Annotated in this window: 9 protein-coding genes; 3 read left to right on the top strand and 6 right to left on the bottom strand. The window is 69.6% G+C overall.

Features of this window, described 5'->3' with window-relative positions:
* The first annotated feature begins 281 nt into the window (after positions 1–281).
* Positions 282–2,399: an RNA-directed DNA polymerase gene (locus AB0N06_RS07595; protein ID WP_366133769.1), complete on the top strand. Its 2,118-nt coding sequence runs from the start codon at positions 282–284 to the stop codon at positions 2,397–2,399.
* A 78-nt stretch (positions 2,400–2,477) separates the two neighbouring features.
* Here the strand turns inward: AB0N06_RS07595 and AB0N06_RS07590 are convergent, their stop codons facing one another.
* The 6 genes from AB0N06_RS07590 to AB0N06_RS07565 form a co-directional block, all read right to left on the bottom strand.
* Positions 2,478–5,030, bottom strand: coding sequence for a hypothetical protein (locus tag AB0N06_RS07590; protein ID WP_366133768.1), 2,553 nt, complete (start codon positions 5,028–5,030; stop codon positions 2,478–2,480).
* A 357-nt stretch (positions 5,031–5,387) separates the two neighbouring features.
* Positions 5,388–6,701, bottom strand: coding sequence for a hypothetical protein (locus AB0N06_RS07585; RefSeq protein ID WP_366133767.1), 1,314 nt, complete (start codon positions 6,699–6,701; stop codon positions 5,388–5,390).
* A gap of 162 nt (positions 6,702–6,863) precedes the next feature.
* The gene (locus AB0N06_RS07580; protein ID WP_366133766.1) at positions 6,864–7,976 is read right to left on the bottom strand and encodes an AAA family ATPase; all 1,113 of its coding nucleotides are present in this window, start codon (positions 7,974–7,976) and stop codon (positions 6,864–6,866) included.
* Positions 7,977–7,981: 5 nt separating this feature from the next.
* The gene (locus AB0N06_RS07575) at positions 7,982–9,859 is read right to left on the bottom strand and encodes a DUF1998 domain-containing protein (RefSeq protein ID WP_366133765.1); all 1,878 of its coding nucleotides are present in this window, start codon (positions 9,857–9,859) and stop codon (positions 7,982–7,984) included.
* Positions 9,856–12,996, bottom strand: coding sequence for a helicase-related protein (locus AB0N06_RS07570; RefSeq protein WP_366133764.1), 3,141 nt, complete (start codon positions 12,994–12,996; stop codon positions 9,856–9,858). Before AB0N06_RS07570 ends, AB0N06_RS07575 begins: the two co-directional genes overlap by 4 nt.
* Before the next feature lie 37 nt (positions 12,997–13,033).
* A complete protein-coding gene (locus AB0N06_RS07565) occupies positions 13,034–14,242 on the bottom strand; it encodes a sigma-70 family RNA polymerase sigma factor (protein ID WP_366133763.1) in 1,209 nt (402 codons plus the stop codon).
* Between the two features lie 557 nt (positions 14,243–14,799).
* Here AB0N06_RS07565 and AB0N06_RS07560 point away from each other — a divergent pair.
* Together AB0N06_RS07560 and AB0N06_RS07555 are read left to right on the top strand one after the other, a co-directional pair.
* A complete protein-coding gene (locus AB0N06_RS07560; RefSeq protein ID WP_366133762.1) occupies positions 14,800–16,626 on the top strand; it encodes an AAA family ATPase in 1,827 nt (608 codons plus the stop codon).
* The gene (locus tag AB0N06_RS07555; RefSeq protein WP_366133760.1) at positions 16,623–17,876 is read left to right on the top strand and encodes a restriction endonuclease; all 1,254 of its coding nucleotides are present in this window, start codon (positions 16,623–16,625) and stop codon (positions 17,874–17,876) included. The genes AB0N06_RS07560 and AB0N06_RS07555 overlap by 4 nt, the downstream gene beginning before the upstream one ends.
* The last annotated feature ends 14 nt before the right edge of the window (positions 17,877–17,890 follow it).

The following is a 17,890-nucleotide window of genomic DNA, read 5'->3' as shown; positions in this document are numbered from 1 at the left end:
CGTGATTCGGTGTGTCATCAGGTGACCCCGCATGGTGAGTTCGACCTACAGGGGGATACGATCCGACTCAACGCAGTCGGCGGGTCACAGGAACCCATCCCTTGCGATGGGCCCTCCGGTCCGGGGCACCTCGGTGCTGATCACATCGGGTGCTGGGGATCGGGCCCTGTGCTTGCACAGGGTGGCGGAGGGATACAGCGGACCGCCCGTGGCGGGGCGGTGGAACGACTCAAGGTGAGGCCCGCCGACTGCGTCTCACAGGTGAGGGACGAGGCGGTTCGGTGACTACGGCAGACAACTTCCTGGACCTCACCCCTGCGCAGTTCCTCGAGGCGGTGGTCAGCGGCTCGATCTTCCCGTACACCGAGCACCGGATCCCCAAACACCGCGGCGGGCTGCGGACCTTACATGCCCCGGTTTCGCGGTTGTCCGAGATCCAGCAGGGCGTCCTGGCCCGTCTGGAGGCTCTTCCAGCCAGGTACCAGCCCCACCCGGCAGCGTTCGCCTACCGGGGTGGCCGCTCGGTCGTGGACTGCGCTGCCACTCATCTGCGAGCCCACACCGTGATCCGCCTGGACATCGCCGACTTCTTCGGGAGTATCAGGGAACGGCACGTCCACGCCGCATTGAAGGACGCCTGGGCTCGCCCGACGGAGCGCGAGTACCGGATCGATCTTGTGGAGGACGGCAACGGCCTCCGGGAGATCGGCCTGCGTCGTATCGGCCGCACGCTGAGCACGTACACCACCGCCCGGCTGGTCACCGTGTCTCCGCCCGGGCCGAACCAGACCTGGACGAACCGTGGCACCGGGCGTCGCAGTGTGTACCTGGAGGCCACGGGGCAGAGCTTCTCCGTCAGCCGGCCCGAACTGCTCTATAAGGACACCCGCGAGGGGTTCCTGCCGCAGGGCGCTCCTACAAGCGGATACCTGTCGAACATCGTCATGCGTGACGTCGACGCTGTTGTCACGCACCTGGCCGAGTCCTTGGGGCTGCGCTACACGCGCTACAGCGACGACATGTACTTCTCCAGTCGTCGGCTCGTTCGCCACGAGAAGGTCGACCGTCTCGTGGTCGGTGTGAAGAAGGCATTGACCCCGCTGGGCATGAGACTCAACGCGAAGAAGACCTACGTGGCCCGTCCCGGTGCACGGCGCAGCGTGCTGGGCATCCTCGTCGACGGTCCCACCCCTCGCCTGACGCGCGAGTACAAGCGCCGCATAACCAAGCATGTGCGAGGGGCTGCGTCGTTCGGTATCGAGCAGCACGGCCGTCACCAGGAGTTCAAGGGTCTGGCCCAGCTGGACGCCCACGTGACCGGGCTGCTGTCGTTCGCGCACATGGTTGAGCCCGGCTGGGCCGAGAAGCAACTCGTGGACTGGAAGCGGCTGCGCGAGATTCCCTTCAAGCACGAAGAACCGGTGATCGCGCAGCACGGACTCGATCTGTTCTGGGACGAGGAGGTCGAGGTCTCGCAGGCAGACCTGGCCAAGGCCTCGATCGACGACCTCATCCGCGGCGCCCAGCGCTACCGCTCGTCCCCGGACTACTTGCACATGCTCGAGTTCGTAGGCCGGTTCAAGCGGTATGCCCCGTTCAACGCGATGGTGGTCCACATCCAGAAGCCCGGGGCTCGCTACGTCCTTTCCTCCTCGGAATGGATGTCGAAATACCGGCGCGTACTCAAGCCCGGTGCCCAGCCACTGCTGATCTTCCAGCCCCGCGGGCCCTACATGCTCGTGTACGACGTCGGGGACACCGAAGCCCTGCCCGGGGCTCGGCCTCTGCCCAAGGCGATCACCGCCCCTGCGTCGGTGTCCTCTCGAGCCGGCGAGAAGGAACTCGTCGAGGTCTGGCACCACACCGAGACGAACCTCGCGCCCCTGGGAATCCGGCTCACCCTGGTCAATGACGGGGCCTTCTCCTACGGGCGTACGTACCCCAGCAGGTCCGGCGCTTCCGTCGAGCGTTCTGGCAGCAGGCCCGGGGACCGGCCGGAGACGTACCCGACGCTGTTCGAAATCGAGGTCAACCAGAACCTGCCTCTGCTGGACCGGTACGCCACGCTTGCCCACGAACTAGGCCACCTGTTCTGCGGGCACCTCGGCGCGGGCCCCAGCGACACCTGGCCCGACCGGCAGTTGCGGCCCCTCTCGAATGATGATCGCATCACGGCCCATGCCCGCAACGAGGTCGAGGCCGAGTCCATCGCCTACATGGTCCTCAAGCGGCTGGACCCAGATGTCCAGATGGGCGACTACATCACCGGACACCTCGGTCTCGACCAGCAGGTTCCCGAGAGCGTCGCCCTCAACCTCACGTTCAAAGCAGCAGGCCTGATCATCGAGATGGGCAAAAAGCGCCTCCCTGCTACCAAGCTCCAGAAACTCAAGAAGTGATCAGACTGCCAAGCCAGTCCTGGACTCGACCGGTCCTCGCAGCACCGGTTTGCGCGGACGCCGGTCCAGCGGCTCTACTCACCGCCGGTAACGCCAGATCTGCCGCAGCCGCAGAGCCTCCATGGCCCGATAGGACTCGAGCTCCGCATCAGGGACGGACTCCCGGCCGAGGCCGAGACGCACCTGGCGATAGAGCCGGTGCGGGGCGGCTACGGAATTGTCGACCAGCGTGGAGAGGAGCGGCTCGTCAGCCGGTGTGCCCCGGTCAGCCGCGACAAGCAACGCGACCTGGTCATCGGGGTGCAGGGGCGGCAGCTGCCCACCTGCCCTCAGACGGAGGTCACCCCAGTTCAGGGGAGTGCCGTCGGCGCGTGCGAGTTCCTGGAGGATGTTGCGGACCGTGGAGGCCAGCTTGTCGATCCTCTCGGCCGACAGGCGATCGTCCTGTGGTGGCTCGACAGTACGGCGCGCCCCCGCCGGCGTGTTCCGCGAGGCGGCCGCCGCCTGGGCGGAGCGCTCGGCGGACCTCTGGTCTTCCAGCTTGCTCCGCCACCGCTCGACCAGCTTGGTTTCCGCGACGGGCAGCGGTTGGGCAAGCTGATCGCGATGTTTCCCGATCTCGTCGAGCAGCCGCAGCAGGTCCTGGGCGGGCCGGTGCCTATGGGTCCGGTCCATCTCACCGAGCAGGCGTCGGATCTTCCTGAGATTCGGATCCTTCTTCTCCACCGGCTGGAGAACCTTGGCCGGCTTCAGTTCGGGAGCGGCGGTCCGGTGCTCCGTCTTGGCCGGGGTGACGGTGATCGGGCGACCGATCAGACGGTCGAGGAGGTCCAGGACGCGGTCGCCCTCTCTCAGCCAGGCACGGAGGGCCTGCCCATGGGAGCTGACTTCTTCGAACCGCCCGAGATGTGCTTTTCCTTGCTGAATCGCCTGCGACAGGCGCTGGACACGCGCCCCCTTCGCCCGGACTCGGGTCCTCGCCGCTTCCTTGACCTTTTCCCCAATCTGCGCACACCTCTGGTGCGCCCAGCGCAGGTCGCTCTCGGAGGGCGCCTGCACCCTGGCGGCCGGCTGGCTCACACGAGGCGGCGGACCAGCTGACGCGGGTGTCCTCCGGTGTCCGTAAGCCTCGTGCGTCTTCTTGGTCTCGGCCGCCGCCCACTGCTGCAGAGCGAACTCCGAGGCCGGTTCGGCCGCCCCCAGCCGGCTCAGTACCTGACCCAGGTACGAAAGAGGTCTACCCAAGTGGGTGACGACCAGGACGCTCAGCAGAGGCTCCTCAGGCACCCGCGGCTTGTCCACCTCGACCAGCAAATCCCGGCGCGTGGGGTTCGGCAAGTCATGGACCCACCTGCCGAGTCGCTCGGTCAACTCGCTCCACGTGATAGTGGCGCCCTTCGCCGCGACCTCCTCCAGTACTTTCCTGAGCGCGTCGGCTGGCTGCCTCGGTGCGGTCTCCAGCGCTTTCTGTCCGCTGGGCGCGGGTTCCGTGAGCGGGGGCCGCTCACAGACGCTGGAGGCGCGAGGCGCCGGGACGTACTTCTCGTCGAGCGCGACGCTGGGACGCCACAGACCAGTGCGCTCCGCGTCCAGGCCTTTGAGTTGTACCAGGGCGTCGGCCCGTACCGCCCAGGAACCACTTCCCTCGACGACATCCGTGACCAGCAGCCGGACCGAGCCCGCGAGGCGGTACACGTACTGGTCCGTGGGAGTCGGTACCGCGTCGGGCAGGGACAGACAGGCCCGGACGATGCGGCTTCCCGCCGGCTTCACGAAGCCGGGGACCAGACGCCTGCCGGGCACGTCCAACGGCGACGAGGACAGGGGTGCCGCTTCCGCGTCCACCGCGAACACGACCTGTCCGCCGGGAAAGGCCACGCTGCCGGGAAACGGCTCGCAGCCGCTCCCGTCGCCGCGGACCGCTCCCTCGGCGCGCAGCTTCTCGAGCGCCGGGGTGATGAGGCCGCTTTCGGTCATCCTGCAGTGCTCCAGGAGAGCCCAGGGCTCCTTCTTCTTCCCGTCGGTCACAGTGCCGATGAGCACTCGGCGGTCGTTTCCCTCGGTCTCGCACCGCACAAGGAGCGCGTATCCGCGACGCGCCACCATGTCGCGTGCGAACGCGTCGTCCTGGCCGAAGACCCACTCGATACGGCCTTCCTTCGCGCCCAGACTGTCCGCCGCCTTGCGCCAGCTTTGACCGTCCTCCGGGTGGAGCTCGAACCGGAGGTGCGTTTTCGTGCGACGCAGCCAGAAGTCCACCGCATCACCGTGGCAATGCCCGAAGCTGCGCAGTTCACCCTGGGCCGCGTACCCCTGCCCGGCCAGCCAGCGAGTGACATGGGCCTTGATGAACAAGTGGTCGGCTCCGTCCACGCTGTTGGTGGACCGGTGGCATTCCCCACGGCCGGGGTCGGCTTCGTGGGCGAAGTGACAGACCCTCGTCACATACCGCTTGGGGCGCAGCGGTTCTCCGCAGCCGCCGAGAAGCGTCCCGCACCAGAAGTCGTCCCTCCCGAACTGGCGGAGGAACTCGTCGAGGTTGTGCGGCTGTTCAGGAAGGATCACCGGCTGGTCCGACTCGCGGCCTCCGATGACCGCGGTCTGGATGAGACGGGTGTCGATCTGCCCCAACTCTGGGTCCTCCGGTGAACACGTGAGACGAACGCCTCGAGAGACAAGGGGTGGAGCGAATTCTGGCACGCATGCATCGACTGCACCACATGCCCTGAATGTGAAAAAGCTGGTCAGACAGAAGCCGAAGCGCTCGGAAGTCGCTCGCCGCGCATCGCTCCCCCTGCCGAACACCGGCTGCGGCACGCAAGGGCCAGCCACACCCTCTCCGCATCCTGCATCAGCTACACGGGATCGCGGCCCTCGCTTGCAACTGCCCTGCCGTCGCTCACGGTGCTGAACAATGCAAAGAGAGCCACAACCTCGTTCGAGGTTTCGGGTAACCTCGCACCACTCGCCAAGTGAGTGCGAGCGCGCCTACGCGGGCAGCGCAGGGAAGACGACCACCGAGCCGTCCCTGTTGCGGGCGATCTCGATCGTCACGTCTGTGGCGCGGCTGTTGACCGTCACACCGTCGCCCAGCCGGTGAATCCGGTGTGTCGCGCGCATCAGGCGATCGACTTCACCGGGCGTGAAGACGGGCCGCAATCCGTTCGGGCGGGCCAGCTCCAGCGCCGACAGGCGTAGCAGGACTCCGGCGATGCCCAACTCCAGTTCGTCGAGGCGCTGCTGGTCGCGCTTGAGTTCGCGGGTGAAGCTTTCGAACAGGTTGTCAGGGTTGTTCTGTGCATGCTCGACGGCTTGCAGGACGCCGACCCGCCGCTTCAGCGCAACGGCCAGGGCGGCGAGTTCGAGGTGGGCACGGAACCTGCCTCCCTGGTCGTCGATGCCGGGGAACGACTTGGTCAGTGTGCCGATCTCGACGGCCTCGCCGTCGGGCAGCGCGTCGAGCTTGCTCTGCCACCGGGCGAGACGGCGGTCGGCCTTGCCCAGCGCCGTGTCGATGGCATACACCGCCGAGTCCAGCCCCAGCGAGACACCGAGCTTGCCCTGGTCGAGCAGAATGGCGGTGGCTTTGTCGATGGCACCGCGGCAGCCGTCGAGGGCGCTGTGCTCGTCGTCGAGCTTCTCCTCGTGCAGTCGCTCCAGCAGTTCTGTGATGTGTTCGATGGCCTGCTGACGCTGCTGGTCGGCATGCGCACTCACCCCCACCGCCACGGCCATGAGCACGAGCGGCGCGGCCACGGTGAGCGCCGCGCCGCCGGCGGCCGCGACGCCGGCTGTCGCACCGGCTCCACCGGCTGCGCCCGCTGCCGCCGCTTTACCGACCGGCACGTACGTCGCGTGGGCGACGATGCGGCCCATGGGGTCCACGAGCGGACCACGGACGCCACCGGCCACCGCCTTCGACGCCATCGGGCGGACCAGGCCCTGACCGAACTGGGCGGCGACTTTCGCCGGAACCACCATGGTGTACAGGTTCTCGCCCGCGGCGGTCGCCGTGGCCGCAGCGGAGGAGTTCCGCGCTGTCTGCGTGACGAGCTGCGACAGGTGCTGCGCCAGGGGACTCACGGCATCGAGCGGGAGGCCTCGGCTGCGGTCGAGCCCGTCGGGCAGCGGATGTACCTCGAGAGTGGCGATCGGCTCGTCGGCCAGGACGGCCAGCACGCCGCGCAGTTCACCCAGGCGCTCAGTCGTCATCGGCCCGTCCCCGACCACTGCGGGCACCCGGACGTCACCAGTCGCGAGCGTCCACACCGGAACGGCTGTTGCCTTGCGGTAGTCAATCATCGTCTCCCCTTGTGTTCCCACAACAGCCTACGGCTGACGTCCGATCGAGAACGGTCGATTCCCGTCCTCGCGGATCACAGCGCTCGGACGTCACTCGCCACACCTCGGGCCAGGTCGCAGCCGGGCCGGCTTCATCGCACCCTCGTAGCCCCAGACACACCGTCACCTCGTCCGCACCCATCCATCCAGCTTCTCCAGATGCCGCGGCAACCTGTTGCCCTGCCAGCCCAGCACCAGCCGCTGACGCGCACGGGTGATCATGACGTAATAGGCCATGCGCAGGGTAGCCGCCGTGGGGTCGGTGGCGGAGTCGGACTCCGCGTCGGCGACGACCACGGTGTCGAAGTCGAGGCCCTTGGCGCTGGCGCGGTGAACGACGACGACGCCGGGACGGGCGAGGTCGAGGTCGTGGTAGCGGCCGGCAGTGGCCGCCGAGCTGTAGAGCTGGGGTTCGTGGGCGAGGCCGGCACGTTCCAGGCGTCGCATGAGGTCGGCGCCCGCGCGCGAGGAGTTGACGATGACGCCGATGCGGTCCGCCGGGTGCCGCGCCGCCGTGGTGGCGATGTCGTCGGCGAGCTCCTTGGCACCGGAGTAGTGGCGGATCACTGGCAGGACACCGCTACGGAAGGGCATGGGGGAACCGCTGCCGCCGGTGCGGAAGTGGTCGGCGAGGGACGCGATCTCGCGGGTGTTGCGGTGGTTGCCGGAGATCTCGGCACGCCCCGTGGCACGGCCGAGGGCGTCGGTGATCTCGGTGAGGGTGGAGTTGGTGTCGGTGAGGCGCTGGCACTCGTCGGCGAAGACCGTCACGGATGCGGCGGCGAGGCGGACGAGCCGGTAGAAACCCGGGGACAGGTCCTGGCCCTCGTCGACGACGAGATGGGGGTTGGCCGCCTCGCCCTCGCCGAGGGTGGCGGCGGCCTGGTGGGTGAGGGCCGCCCAGTCGAACCAGCCGTCCTGGGTTCGCGGTGCGCCGTATCCGAAGTGCTTCAGGACCCAGGCATGAACGGTGGATGCCTCCACGGGGGCGCCCGGGACCGTGAGGCCCTGGAGGGTGTCACGCAGAAGCTGGCGCAGCAGGTTCGAGCGTGACAGGAGAAGGGTGGGGCGGCCGGTGAGGGCGAGGTGGACGGCGCGGTGCGCGGCCAGCAGGCTCTTGCCGCTGCCGGGCGGGCCGCTGACGACATGGTTGCCGGTCAGCGGCAGGGCGTCCAGGCAGTCGCGCTGGGCCAGCGTGAGGTCGGGGTGGAGGACGGGGGTGTTCGTGGTGGTCATGGGTGTCATCCCTGAGCGGTGGCGGCGGCGTACTCGCGGCTCGCGGTGAGGACGTCGGTGAAGTAGCCGGGGACGCGGGCGGAGCCGACGACCAGGGCACGGTCGAGGAGGGTGTTGCCGGTCTGGCAGCTCGTCTCGGGCAACAGGGTGCAGGCGTGGCAGGCGGCCCGGTTGAGGTTTCCGAAGCCCTGGCCGGTGTGCTCGGCGCACAGCGGGTCGGCGGAGCACCAGGCGGCGGCTTCCAGCATGCGGATGAGTGTCTCGGCGAACTGCGGTGCCTCGCCCTGCCGGACCAGGCCGCCGAGCGTGCCCTCCGCGTCACCGGCGGCCGTGTAGATCAGCAGTCCGTGCTGACCGTACTCGGGGCGGCCGTAGACGCGCTCGCGCAGGCTGGCGGTGGTGTAGCCGGAGTCGAAGGAGAGCTGGCGGATGAGGAGGTGGGTGACCGTGTGCAGGAGGAGGAAGCGGGGGGAGAGTTCGCCGCCGACGGTCTCGGCGAGCTGGTCGCCGCGGAACGACGCGTCCAGGTCGGCACGGACGCCCCGGACGTGGGCCCGGACGCGGGGGTCGCTCTCCCAGGCGGTCAGGCGCTTCTCGTCGAGGGTGAGGACGATGCCCTCGCCGTAGACCTCGGTGGCCGGCAGCCAGCGCAGGCGTCCGCTGGTGTCGGCGGGCACGAGGGTGCCGCCCGGGGAGTGTCGGCGGAACCCGGTCAGCGCCCGCACCTCGCGGAGCCGGTCGGCGAGGACGACGCCGCCGATGTGCGCGTCGAGGGCGGCCCAGGGCTCCTCCGTCTCGCCGTCGAGGCCGAGGCCGCCGCGGCGGATCGCGAACTCGCTGGTGGGCTCGGGGAGTCGAGCGGCGTCGAAGGCGTACCACTCGTCGCGGCTGAGGTCGATCCTCTTCGCCTCCGGCCCGCCCGCGGGAGGTGTGGGTGCCGGGGCGCCCGTGGCCTCCGCGACGAGCTGGTCGATGAGGCTGTCGGGGGCCTCGGTGTCCTCCTTGATCAGAGCTCGGAACGTGTCGGCCCGGGAGGTACCGAGTGCGTCGAGCAGGAGCGGCCAGCAGCCATGGCCGCGGACGGCCTCCGCCGTGTCCTGCTCCGCATGCGGGGGTTCGGCGGACTGCGGGATGTCGAGGGCCGAGTACACGACCGGGTAGTAGACGTTGCCGGCGGTGCGCTGCACGATGTGGACCTGCTGGCCGCAGGTGGCGTTCTCGTCCCGGCGCTGCCAGGCGTTGCGGCCCGGGCAGTGGCCGCCCTGCGGGCCGAGGATGTCGAGCAGGTCCCGCTCGGCGCCGCACGGCTTGCCGTCCTGCCGGGTCGCTCCGCAGCGCACCGAGAGTGCTTCGAGTCCGGAGGCGCGGTCGGCGACGCGGAAACTTAGCCGGCGCGCCTTCCACGTGTGCTTCTTCTCCGCGCAGGAGTCCCGCAGTTCGGGTGCGAGGCGGGAGTGGGCCCAGTACCACCAGTCGACGTCGTCGAGGTGCCCGTCGGCGCAGATGCGGACGAACCGCATCGGGGTCAGGCGGGGCGCTGCGGCGCAGGACGCGCACACGGGCGGCTCGCCGGGCTTCTCCATCTCGCGCAGGAAGCGGACCATGCTCCGGCAGGCGCCGCAGAACAGCCAGCCGGGGAAGCGGACGTGGGGAACACCGGGGCGGTCGTGCTGGTCGTAGCGGTCGTTGAGGGTGTGGGGCGCGGCGTAGAAGCCCTTGACGCCGAGGCGGGCGGCGAGCCGTTCGGAGGCGACGGGCGTCTTGAGGTCCGGCCACCTCTCGATGCCGGCGGCGACGAAGGATTCGCCCTGGACGTCGAGCACGGCGCCGACGCCGAACGGCAGCACGGTCTGCGCCTGACGGACCCGGAGTTTGCGCTTCACTTTCCTGCTCCCGTCACGGTGATCTGGCACTCGCGGTCCACGCTGCGCATGGAGTTGAGGGTCTCCCACAGGCCGTAGCGCTGCTCGAAGGTCTTGAGCAGGTTGTACTGGCCCTTGCCCTGGCTGCGGTAGTAGAGGTCCTTGCCCTCGGCGGCGGCCGTCCGGGCTTGCCGGTACCAGTCGTCCAGGAGGTAGCCGAGCTCCGCGCGGACGTCGGCGCGTACCGCGTCGGCGTCCGCGCGCGTGGCACCGCTTTCGGCGGTCGCGGCGCGCTCGGCAAGGGCGTCGGCGATCCGCTCGGCGTCGCCCCGGTGGCGGCTGATCCGTCCGGCCTGGTTCTCGGCAGCCAGGCCGAGTTGGTGGCGGACCAGGACGACGAGTGCGGCGTGCAGGGCGCGGCGACGGGCGGGCGGGGACCAGGGGGTGACGCTGGCGGGTTCGACGTAGCGGTAGAGGGCCCGGTGGTAGTCGATGAAGGTCTCGTAGTGGGACCGGTCGCGCGGTCGGGTGGCGTTGAAGTAGGTGACGACGATACCGGGCACCCGGTGGCGGCCGACGCGGCTGGTGGCCTGGATGTACTCGGCGGTGGTCTTGGGCTGGCCCTGCATGAGCAGGTAGGCGAGCCGCTTCACGTCGACGCCGACGGAGAGCATGTTGGTACACGGCAGGAAGGCGACCGACCGGGGATCGTCCCAGGGCTTCTCGAGGCGGTCGAGCAGGAGGGGCTGCTCGGCACGCTTCAGGTTGCTCGTCAGCTCCTGTACGTCGCCCAGCACGCGGACGCCGGTGCCCTCGTCGAGGCCCCGGAGTTGGGCAGGGATGTCGTCACCGGCCGCGGTGACGGTACGGCCGAGCTCCCGCAGGCTGTGGTGGTAGGCGACGAGGGTCCAGTAGGCGTCGCGGTGCTCCTCGGGGAGCTGGTGGACGCCCTGGAGCATGGCCGCCGTGGTGGCCACGGCGCCGCGGCCCGCGGTGTGGCCCTGCGCCATGACGCCGAGGTAGAGGCGGCCGGGGCGGCCGGTGTCGGGGACGGCGAAGAAGCTGTCACGGGCGTCGAGTCCGGACGGCGGGAAGAGCTGGACGTCCTGGTGGTGGAGGGCGCGAACCTGTTCGGCGGAGCGGCGGATGGTGGCAGTGGCGGCGACGATCTTCGGCGGACGGCCGTCCGGGCCGGTGCACAGCTCCAGGATGGCCGCCTCGTAGAGGCCGACCGTGGTGCCGAGCGGTCCGGTGAGCAGGTGCAGCTCGTCCTGGATGATCAGGGACGGGGGCGGGTTGCCGGTGCCGGCGCCGAAGAGACGGCCGGAGTCGGGCTCCCAGGCCAGCCGGGCGAACTTGTCGACGGTGCCGAGGACGAAGGTGGGCGGATCCTCGTAGAGGTGCTGGTCGACGACAGCGACGGGCAGGACGTCGTGGAAGGCACACTCGTCGCGGGTGCAGTAAAAGGCGAACTCGTCCATCTCGGCGCGGACTCCGTAGTCGGAGCGGACGCTGGACCGGGTCGGCGGCAGGATGTGGGTGCCGCACCACGGGCAGCGGTCGAGGATGAAGACGTCCTCCGGATGGCTGGCGTCACGCTGCTCGTCGAAGGCGATCTTGGCCGCCTCGAACTTGTTCGGGGTGGTGGTGTCGCCGACCCACAGGCCGATGGTGATGGGTCCGCCGAGGCCGAGCTCGGGTTCGGTACGGCGGAGGTGTTCCAGGGCGCAGATCGTGGTGGCAGCGCGCTGGAACTGCTGGGTGGTGAGCAGACTGAGGGTGTAGCGGCTGAGCACGGTGGTCCCGCCGCCTTCGCCACGGATCCGGCGCAGGGCGATGGTGAAAGCGGCGAGGAGGAGATACGCCTCCGTCTTGCCGCCACCGGTGGGGAACCAGATCAGGTCGGTGGTCTCGCGGTCGCGGTGTCCGGGGTCAGCGACGCCGTCGAGGGCGAGGAGGAAGAAGGCGAGCTGGAAGGGGCGCCAGGTGGCCTTGGGGTCGAGGGGCGGGTCAAGGGCCACGGGGTCCGCGCGATGGCACCGCTGACCGGCCTGGTCGGGGGCGGAGTGCCGCATCTGCAGCAGCATGGCGCGCTGGGCGATGCGGAAGGCGTCGAGGAGTTCGGGGCGGCCGGGGTCGCACAGGGTACGTACGCCGGCCTCGATGCGGGTGACCGCCTGGTGGACGCGGTCGAGGATCCGCTCCGCGGCTTCCCGGCCCCAGGGCGGCACCTCGACGGATCGCTGGCCCACGTACCAGGCGTGGTACGAGGCGGCGAACTCGGCGAGTTCCTCGCGGAGTTGATCCCTGTCGACGGCCGGGTCGGCCAGGTGGGAGATCGTGAGCGCGGGGGCGTCGAGCGGGCCGCCGGCCCGGATGGCGGGCACCTCGGCGCGTGGCAGGGCTTCGCAGGCGAGGAGTTCGACACCGCCGTCCTCGCCGCGGTCCTCGCGGACGGCGCAGCCGTGGCCGACGGCATGGGTGACGACGTGCCGGTACTGAAGGCGCAGTTCGCGTTCCTCGGGATCGCGGCTGGCGAGCCGGACGCTGGGATACGGCAGCACGGCGCCGTCGGCGGGGCGGACGCTGAGCCGGCACTGGAACAGCATGTCGTCCCAGTCCGGCGCCTTGTCGTCGGCACCGTCGTGGTGCTTTTCGTTGACCAGGGCCACGGTGATGAGGGTGCCCGCGCCGTAGGAGCGGCGGGTCAGCTGGATCTTCGCGCGGCCGTCGAGGACGGGCACCTCCTCCCGGTCGGGGCCGATCGTGTGTGTCTCGGGCGTGAGGGGGACGCGCTTCCAGCGCCGCCCGCGCCCGGGTTCGTTCCGCTGCGTCTCGTAGCGGGCGGCGGCACAGCTCACCTCGACGTCTACGGCATCGGTGTAGAAGCTGATGCCGAGGGATGCGGGCAGCCAGCTGTTGGTCTCGGGCACGGGGTCGGGGGCCGGGTCCACGTCGGGGGCGTCCTGCTCGGCACCGGGTGCCTCGGGGTCGTCGGCGGCGAGGTCGAGCCGGCGCTGACGGTCCGCCTGTTGCGGGTAGAGCGTGCCCATCAGGTACTGCCGGTCCGGCGGCGCGTCGAGCACCTCGTCGTCTTCGCCGACGGGGCCGACAAGCTGGCGGGTGAGGTAGTCGACCAGCTCCTGGCGCGGGTCCATGTGCGGGTTCCTTCGGATCGGATGGGATGAGGCCGGTTCACAGGTGCGACGGGATCAGCCCGTGGCGGATCAGCTGGCCGCGGAACTTGGACTTGGCCTTCGATTCGATCTGGCGGATGCGCTCGCGAGTGACGCCGAAGACGACTCCAATGTCCTCGAGCGTGTCCGGCTCGTCGCCGTCGAGTCCGGTGCGGCGGACGAGGACATGCCGCTCGCGCTCGGAGAGGTGCCCCAGGACGTGCCGCAGGCGTTCCTGAAGCTCCTTGCGGAGCAGTACGACCAGGGGCCCGGGCAGTCGGCTCGGCCCGATGATTAGGTCGCCGAGGGCCGTATCGTCGCCGATGATCCGGTCCAGGGAGTCGGTGGGCCGACTGATCCGGCGCACCTCCTCCACCTCGGCGAAGGTGAGGCCGGTCGCGTAGGCCACGTTGTCGACGGTCCGAGGGCGGCCCTCGCTCAGCAACTTGCGCTCGGCCACGGCGACCTTGCTGACCTTTTCGTGGACGTACGCGGGCAGCCGGATCAGGGTGCCTTCATCGGCGATGGCTCTCGTGAGTGCCTGCTTGATCCACCAGGTCGCGTAGGTCGAGAACTTGAAGCCCTTGGTGGCGTCAAACCTCCGCACCGCGCGCATCAGTCCGATGGTTCCGTGCTGGACGAGATCGTCGACGTCCAGTCCGCGTCCCTGGTGGCCGAGCGCGATCTTCCACACGAGCCGCTGGTTGTGCAGGACAAGGCATTCATAGGCATGCCACCGCTCGCTGTCGCGAGGCAGCGCCTTGATCTCCTCCGCCGGAACATCGCGGCCGAGGTGGTCAAGGCCACCGCGGAGGAGAACGGCGAGGCCCACTTCCTCTTCCGCCTTGAGCAGCACCTTGCCCAGGTTCCGCCGCCACCGGTCCTCCTCCAACACGGCCCGGGCCGCGCGGACGGCGTCGGACAGTCGGTCGTCCGTGGCGGAAGCGACGGAGCGGGCCACGCGCTTCTTGCCGGTCGGCGGCTTCGGCGACGCGGTTCCCGACGCGGCAGAGGACGCCGGCCTCGCCGAGCGGGTCGCCGGGCCACCGGTCAGCGCCTGGGCGACCGAACGGGGCAGACCCGGGCGGGTGATCGGGAAGTCCACAGTCAGCTCCCGCGCTTCGCCGGGGCTGAGCCCGTGGAGCCGCACAACGCCGTCGTGGGCCAGCCTGCCGACTTTGCCATCGGCATCGGCGTAGCGGGCCAGCATGTGCCGGGCCTGGGCCAAGCGTCCGTCCGCTTCACTGGGGACGGGCCCGGGTTCGGGGGCGGCACTCCGCTGCGCCTCTGGCCGAAGCACGGGGCCGCTGGGTTGCGGGATTGACACGGCGACAGGTTCCGCGGCGGTGGTCCGGCACCGTTTCCGGCGCGAGGGCTTCACGTGAAGACCGACAGCGGCGAGCCCGTTGCGCAGCCTTCGCTGCTGCTCGTCGCTCGTGAGCCCGAGCCGGTCCGCCTCCAAGGCGAAGGCCCGGTGACTCACGAGGCCCGAACGAGACGCGGAACGTCTCAGCCTCTCGACGACCGACGGCAACTCCGCCTCGATCGTGCGCCGTCTGGCTTCGGCCGCCAGCTCCCCACCCATAGTGCCCCCCACTTGAGCGTTCGAGCACCCGGACTTCCGGCGAAGAGTCGGCCGGGCGCAAGCAGCACTCTAGAACTGATGCGTTTACACCGTCAACACATTCACCCGAGCCGTTTACTCGTTCGATAAGAGTCAATTGACGGCGTCAACAGGTAGGGTGAGCGCGTTCGCGCAGGCTCGCTCATCCCGGAAGGTCGCCCATGCCGCAGCTCGACCGCCTCCCCGGCACGCCCGAGTTCCGCATCAAGCTCTCCAAGGAGGCCGGCGAGGCCCGCGGACACCTGCTCACCGAGTTCGGCGGCAACGGCACGCACAAGTTCCTCCTGCTGGAGGCGTCGGCAGTGGCCGCCGAGGCATGGCCGGGTCTCGGCGACCACGCGCGTCGGCTGCGCGCCGAACTGCGCGCGAACGGAGGGTTCGCCGACGCTCCCGCCGACCCCACCCGGCCCGAGGCGCCACCGCATTGGGTGGCGGCCCGGGACATCGAGTGCAACTCCTCCTCGGCCGCCGCCGCTCTCGTCCAGGGTTACGACGCTTCCGGACCCGAGTCGTGGCGCACGGCGGAGGGCCACCCCCTCGCCGACTATCTGTCCACCGGCTGGCGCCCCCCACGCAAGGCGTGGCTGGTGCGCGGCTCCAATGTCTCCGGACACAACCTGGTACGACAACTGTGGTTGAAGGAGGGCTTCATCTCTCTCGCGGCCGCGCATCTGCCGCCCATGGAACAGACGGATCCGACCAAGAGCGCGCTTCGCCGCTTCGTGGAGGAGGGCTACGAGGGGGCGGCCTCCTACAGCCAGAAGCGAGGCCTCGTCGACGAACTGCACGCCTTCCTGACGCAGATGCGCGTCGGCGACACCGTCGCCACCATCGGTGACGGCCGGCTGCACATCGGGCGCATCATCGGGGAGACCGTGCAGACCTCGTCGCCGGGCGGACTGTCCAATCTGCGCAGGACCGTCACCTGGCTGCCGCAGAGCCATGCGTACGAGGAGCTGCCGGAAGAGGTGCAGCAGAAGCTGTCCGTTCAGCATGACGTCGTCGACCTGACCGGCGTACTGGACGCGCTCGACGGGCTCACAGGGCAGACGGATCGCACGGCCCCGGCGGCAACCGGCGACACGGGCGAGTACCCCGCTGAGGAACGGCCGATGCAGCGAGAGCTGTCGCTGCCGCACATCACCGAGGCGCTCGCGGCCGACCTTCTCGTCCACGACCGCGCCTGGCTGGACGAGATACGTGAACTTCTCGTGGATGAGAGGCAGTTGGTGTTCTACGGCCCACCGGGAACCGGCAAGACCTTCCTGGCGATGAAGCTGGCCGAATACTTCGGTGGCGGTCCGGAGCAGGTCAAGATCGTGCAGTTCCATCCCTCATACGCTTACGAGGACTTCTTCGAGGGGTTCCGGCCCGTGGAGGACCCCGAGACGCGTGAGGTGGCCTTCCGGCTGACGGCGGGCCCGCTCCGGGAGCTTGCCGATCTCGCCTCCCGCGAGGGCAACCGGCACATCCCGCACTTCCTGATCATCGACGAGATCAACCGTGCCAATCTGGCGAAGGTCTTCGGCGAGCTGTACTTCCTCCTGGAGTACCGGACGAAGTCGGTCCGTCTCACCTACTCCGGGGACGACTTCGCGCTGCCGCCCAACCTCTTCGTGATCGGCACGATGAACACCGCCGATCGATCGATCGCCCTCGTTGACGCGGCGATGCGGCGCCGTTTCGCGTTCGTGGAACTCTCCCCCCGCGCCGAGCCGACCGCCGGGCTGCTCGCACGCTGGCTGAAGCGCGAGGGCAGGGACATGGAGCCCGCTCACCTTCTCGATGCTCTCAACGCCCGCATCGACGACGCCGATTTCGCCATCGGCCCCTCGTACTTGATGAAGCCAGGCGTGTACCGCAACGGCGGCCTCGAACGGACCTGGCGCACGAAGATCCTGCCGCTTCTCGAGGAGCACCACTACGGTGAGGGCCTCGACGTCGCCGCCCGCTACGGCATCGCCTCGCTGCGCAAGCAGCGCTCATGACCGTGCTCGATGTGACGCTGCGCGAGTACGGGCCCGCGGTCTCCGTCCCGCTGGGCGCCGAGGCCGGGCGGGCCCTTGCCGCCGCCGGCATCCTGCAGAGCGCGACCCCGGATCCCTGCCGGGAGGGACACTGGGTGCTGCGGGCCGGCAGCCGGGTCGGCGCTGTGCGCACCCCTGGCGGCCCGGTCGTACGGATCATGCCCAAGACCCCCATGAGCCGGCTGTTCTTTCTCCTCGGCTTCAGCCTCGACCCGGCACGCGCCTGGCGCGACAGCCGGGAGGGCACCGTCGACACGGGCGCGTACGACGACGTCGTCCCCGCGCTCGCGCACGCCGTGGAGCGACAGATCGACGCGGCGCTGCGACAGGGCGTCCTCCAGGGCTACCGGGAAGTGGATGAGTCCGCGTTGGTCGTGCGCGGGCGACTGCGCGAAGCCGAGCAAGTCCGACGGCACTTCGGCCGTACGCCGCCCGTGGAGATCACCTACGACGCGTACACGGCCGACACCGCCGAGAACCGCATTCTGCGCGCCGCCGCCGAGCGGTTGTTGTGGCTGCCGGGAGTCCCTGGCCCGGTCCGACGGCGCCTCGCCCATCAGCGCGTACGTCTCGCCGACGCCCGGCCACTGATACGGGGACAGCAACTGCCGCGTTGGCAGCCGTCGCGCCTGAACTCCCGCTACCAGCCAGCGCTGCGGCTTGCCGAGGCCGTCCTGCGCGGCACCTCCCCGGAACACCGGCCGGCTGGGGCCGACCCGCTCATCGTGGACGGCTTCCTGCTCGACATGAACAAGCTGTTCGAGGACTTCGTCACGGTCGCTCTGCGCGAGGCCTTTCGGGAGCACGGCTTGACCGCGCGCCTACAGGACCCCCACCACCTCGACACCGCGGGCCTTGTGCGGATGCGCCCCGACCTCGTCGTACGCACCGGCGACGGCCACACCCCGCTCGCCGTCATCGACGCCAAGTACAAGGTGGAGAAAGCCGACGGACTCCACAACGCCGACCTGTACCAGGCCCTCGCGTACGCCACGGTACTCAGCCTGCGCGAGGCTCACCTCGTGTACGCGGCGGGACGGCAACGGGAACGCTTCCACGAGATACGCGGAACGACTGCCGGGCAGGACGGACGAGGAGTGCGGCTGTACCAGCACACCCTCGACCTCTCCCAGGAACCAGGACAGATCCTGTCGACCCTCCGGGAAATCGCAGGAAGGCTGGCCGGGGCCACACCACATCCGCGATCATGAAACACCGTCAGGCA

This window comes from Streptomyces sp. NPDC051020, assembly GCF_040683105.1.
Lineage (GTDB): Bacteria > Actinomycetota > Actinomycetes > Streptomycetales > Streptomycetaceae > Streptomyces.
The sequence above is the reverse complement of the archived record's forward strand: the minus strand, read 5'-3'. Positions and strand labels throughout refer to the sequence as shown.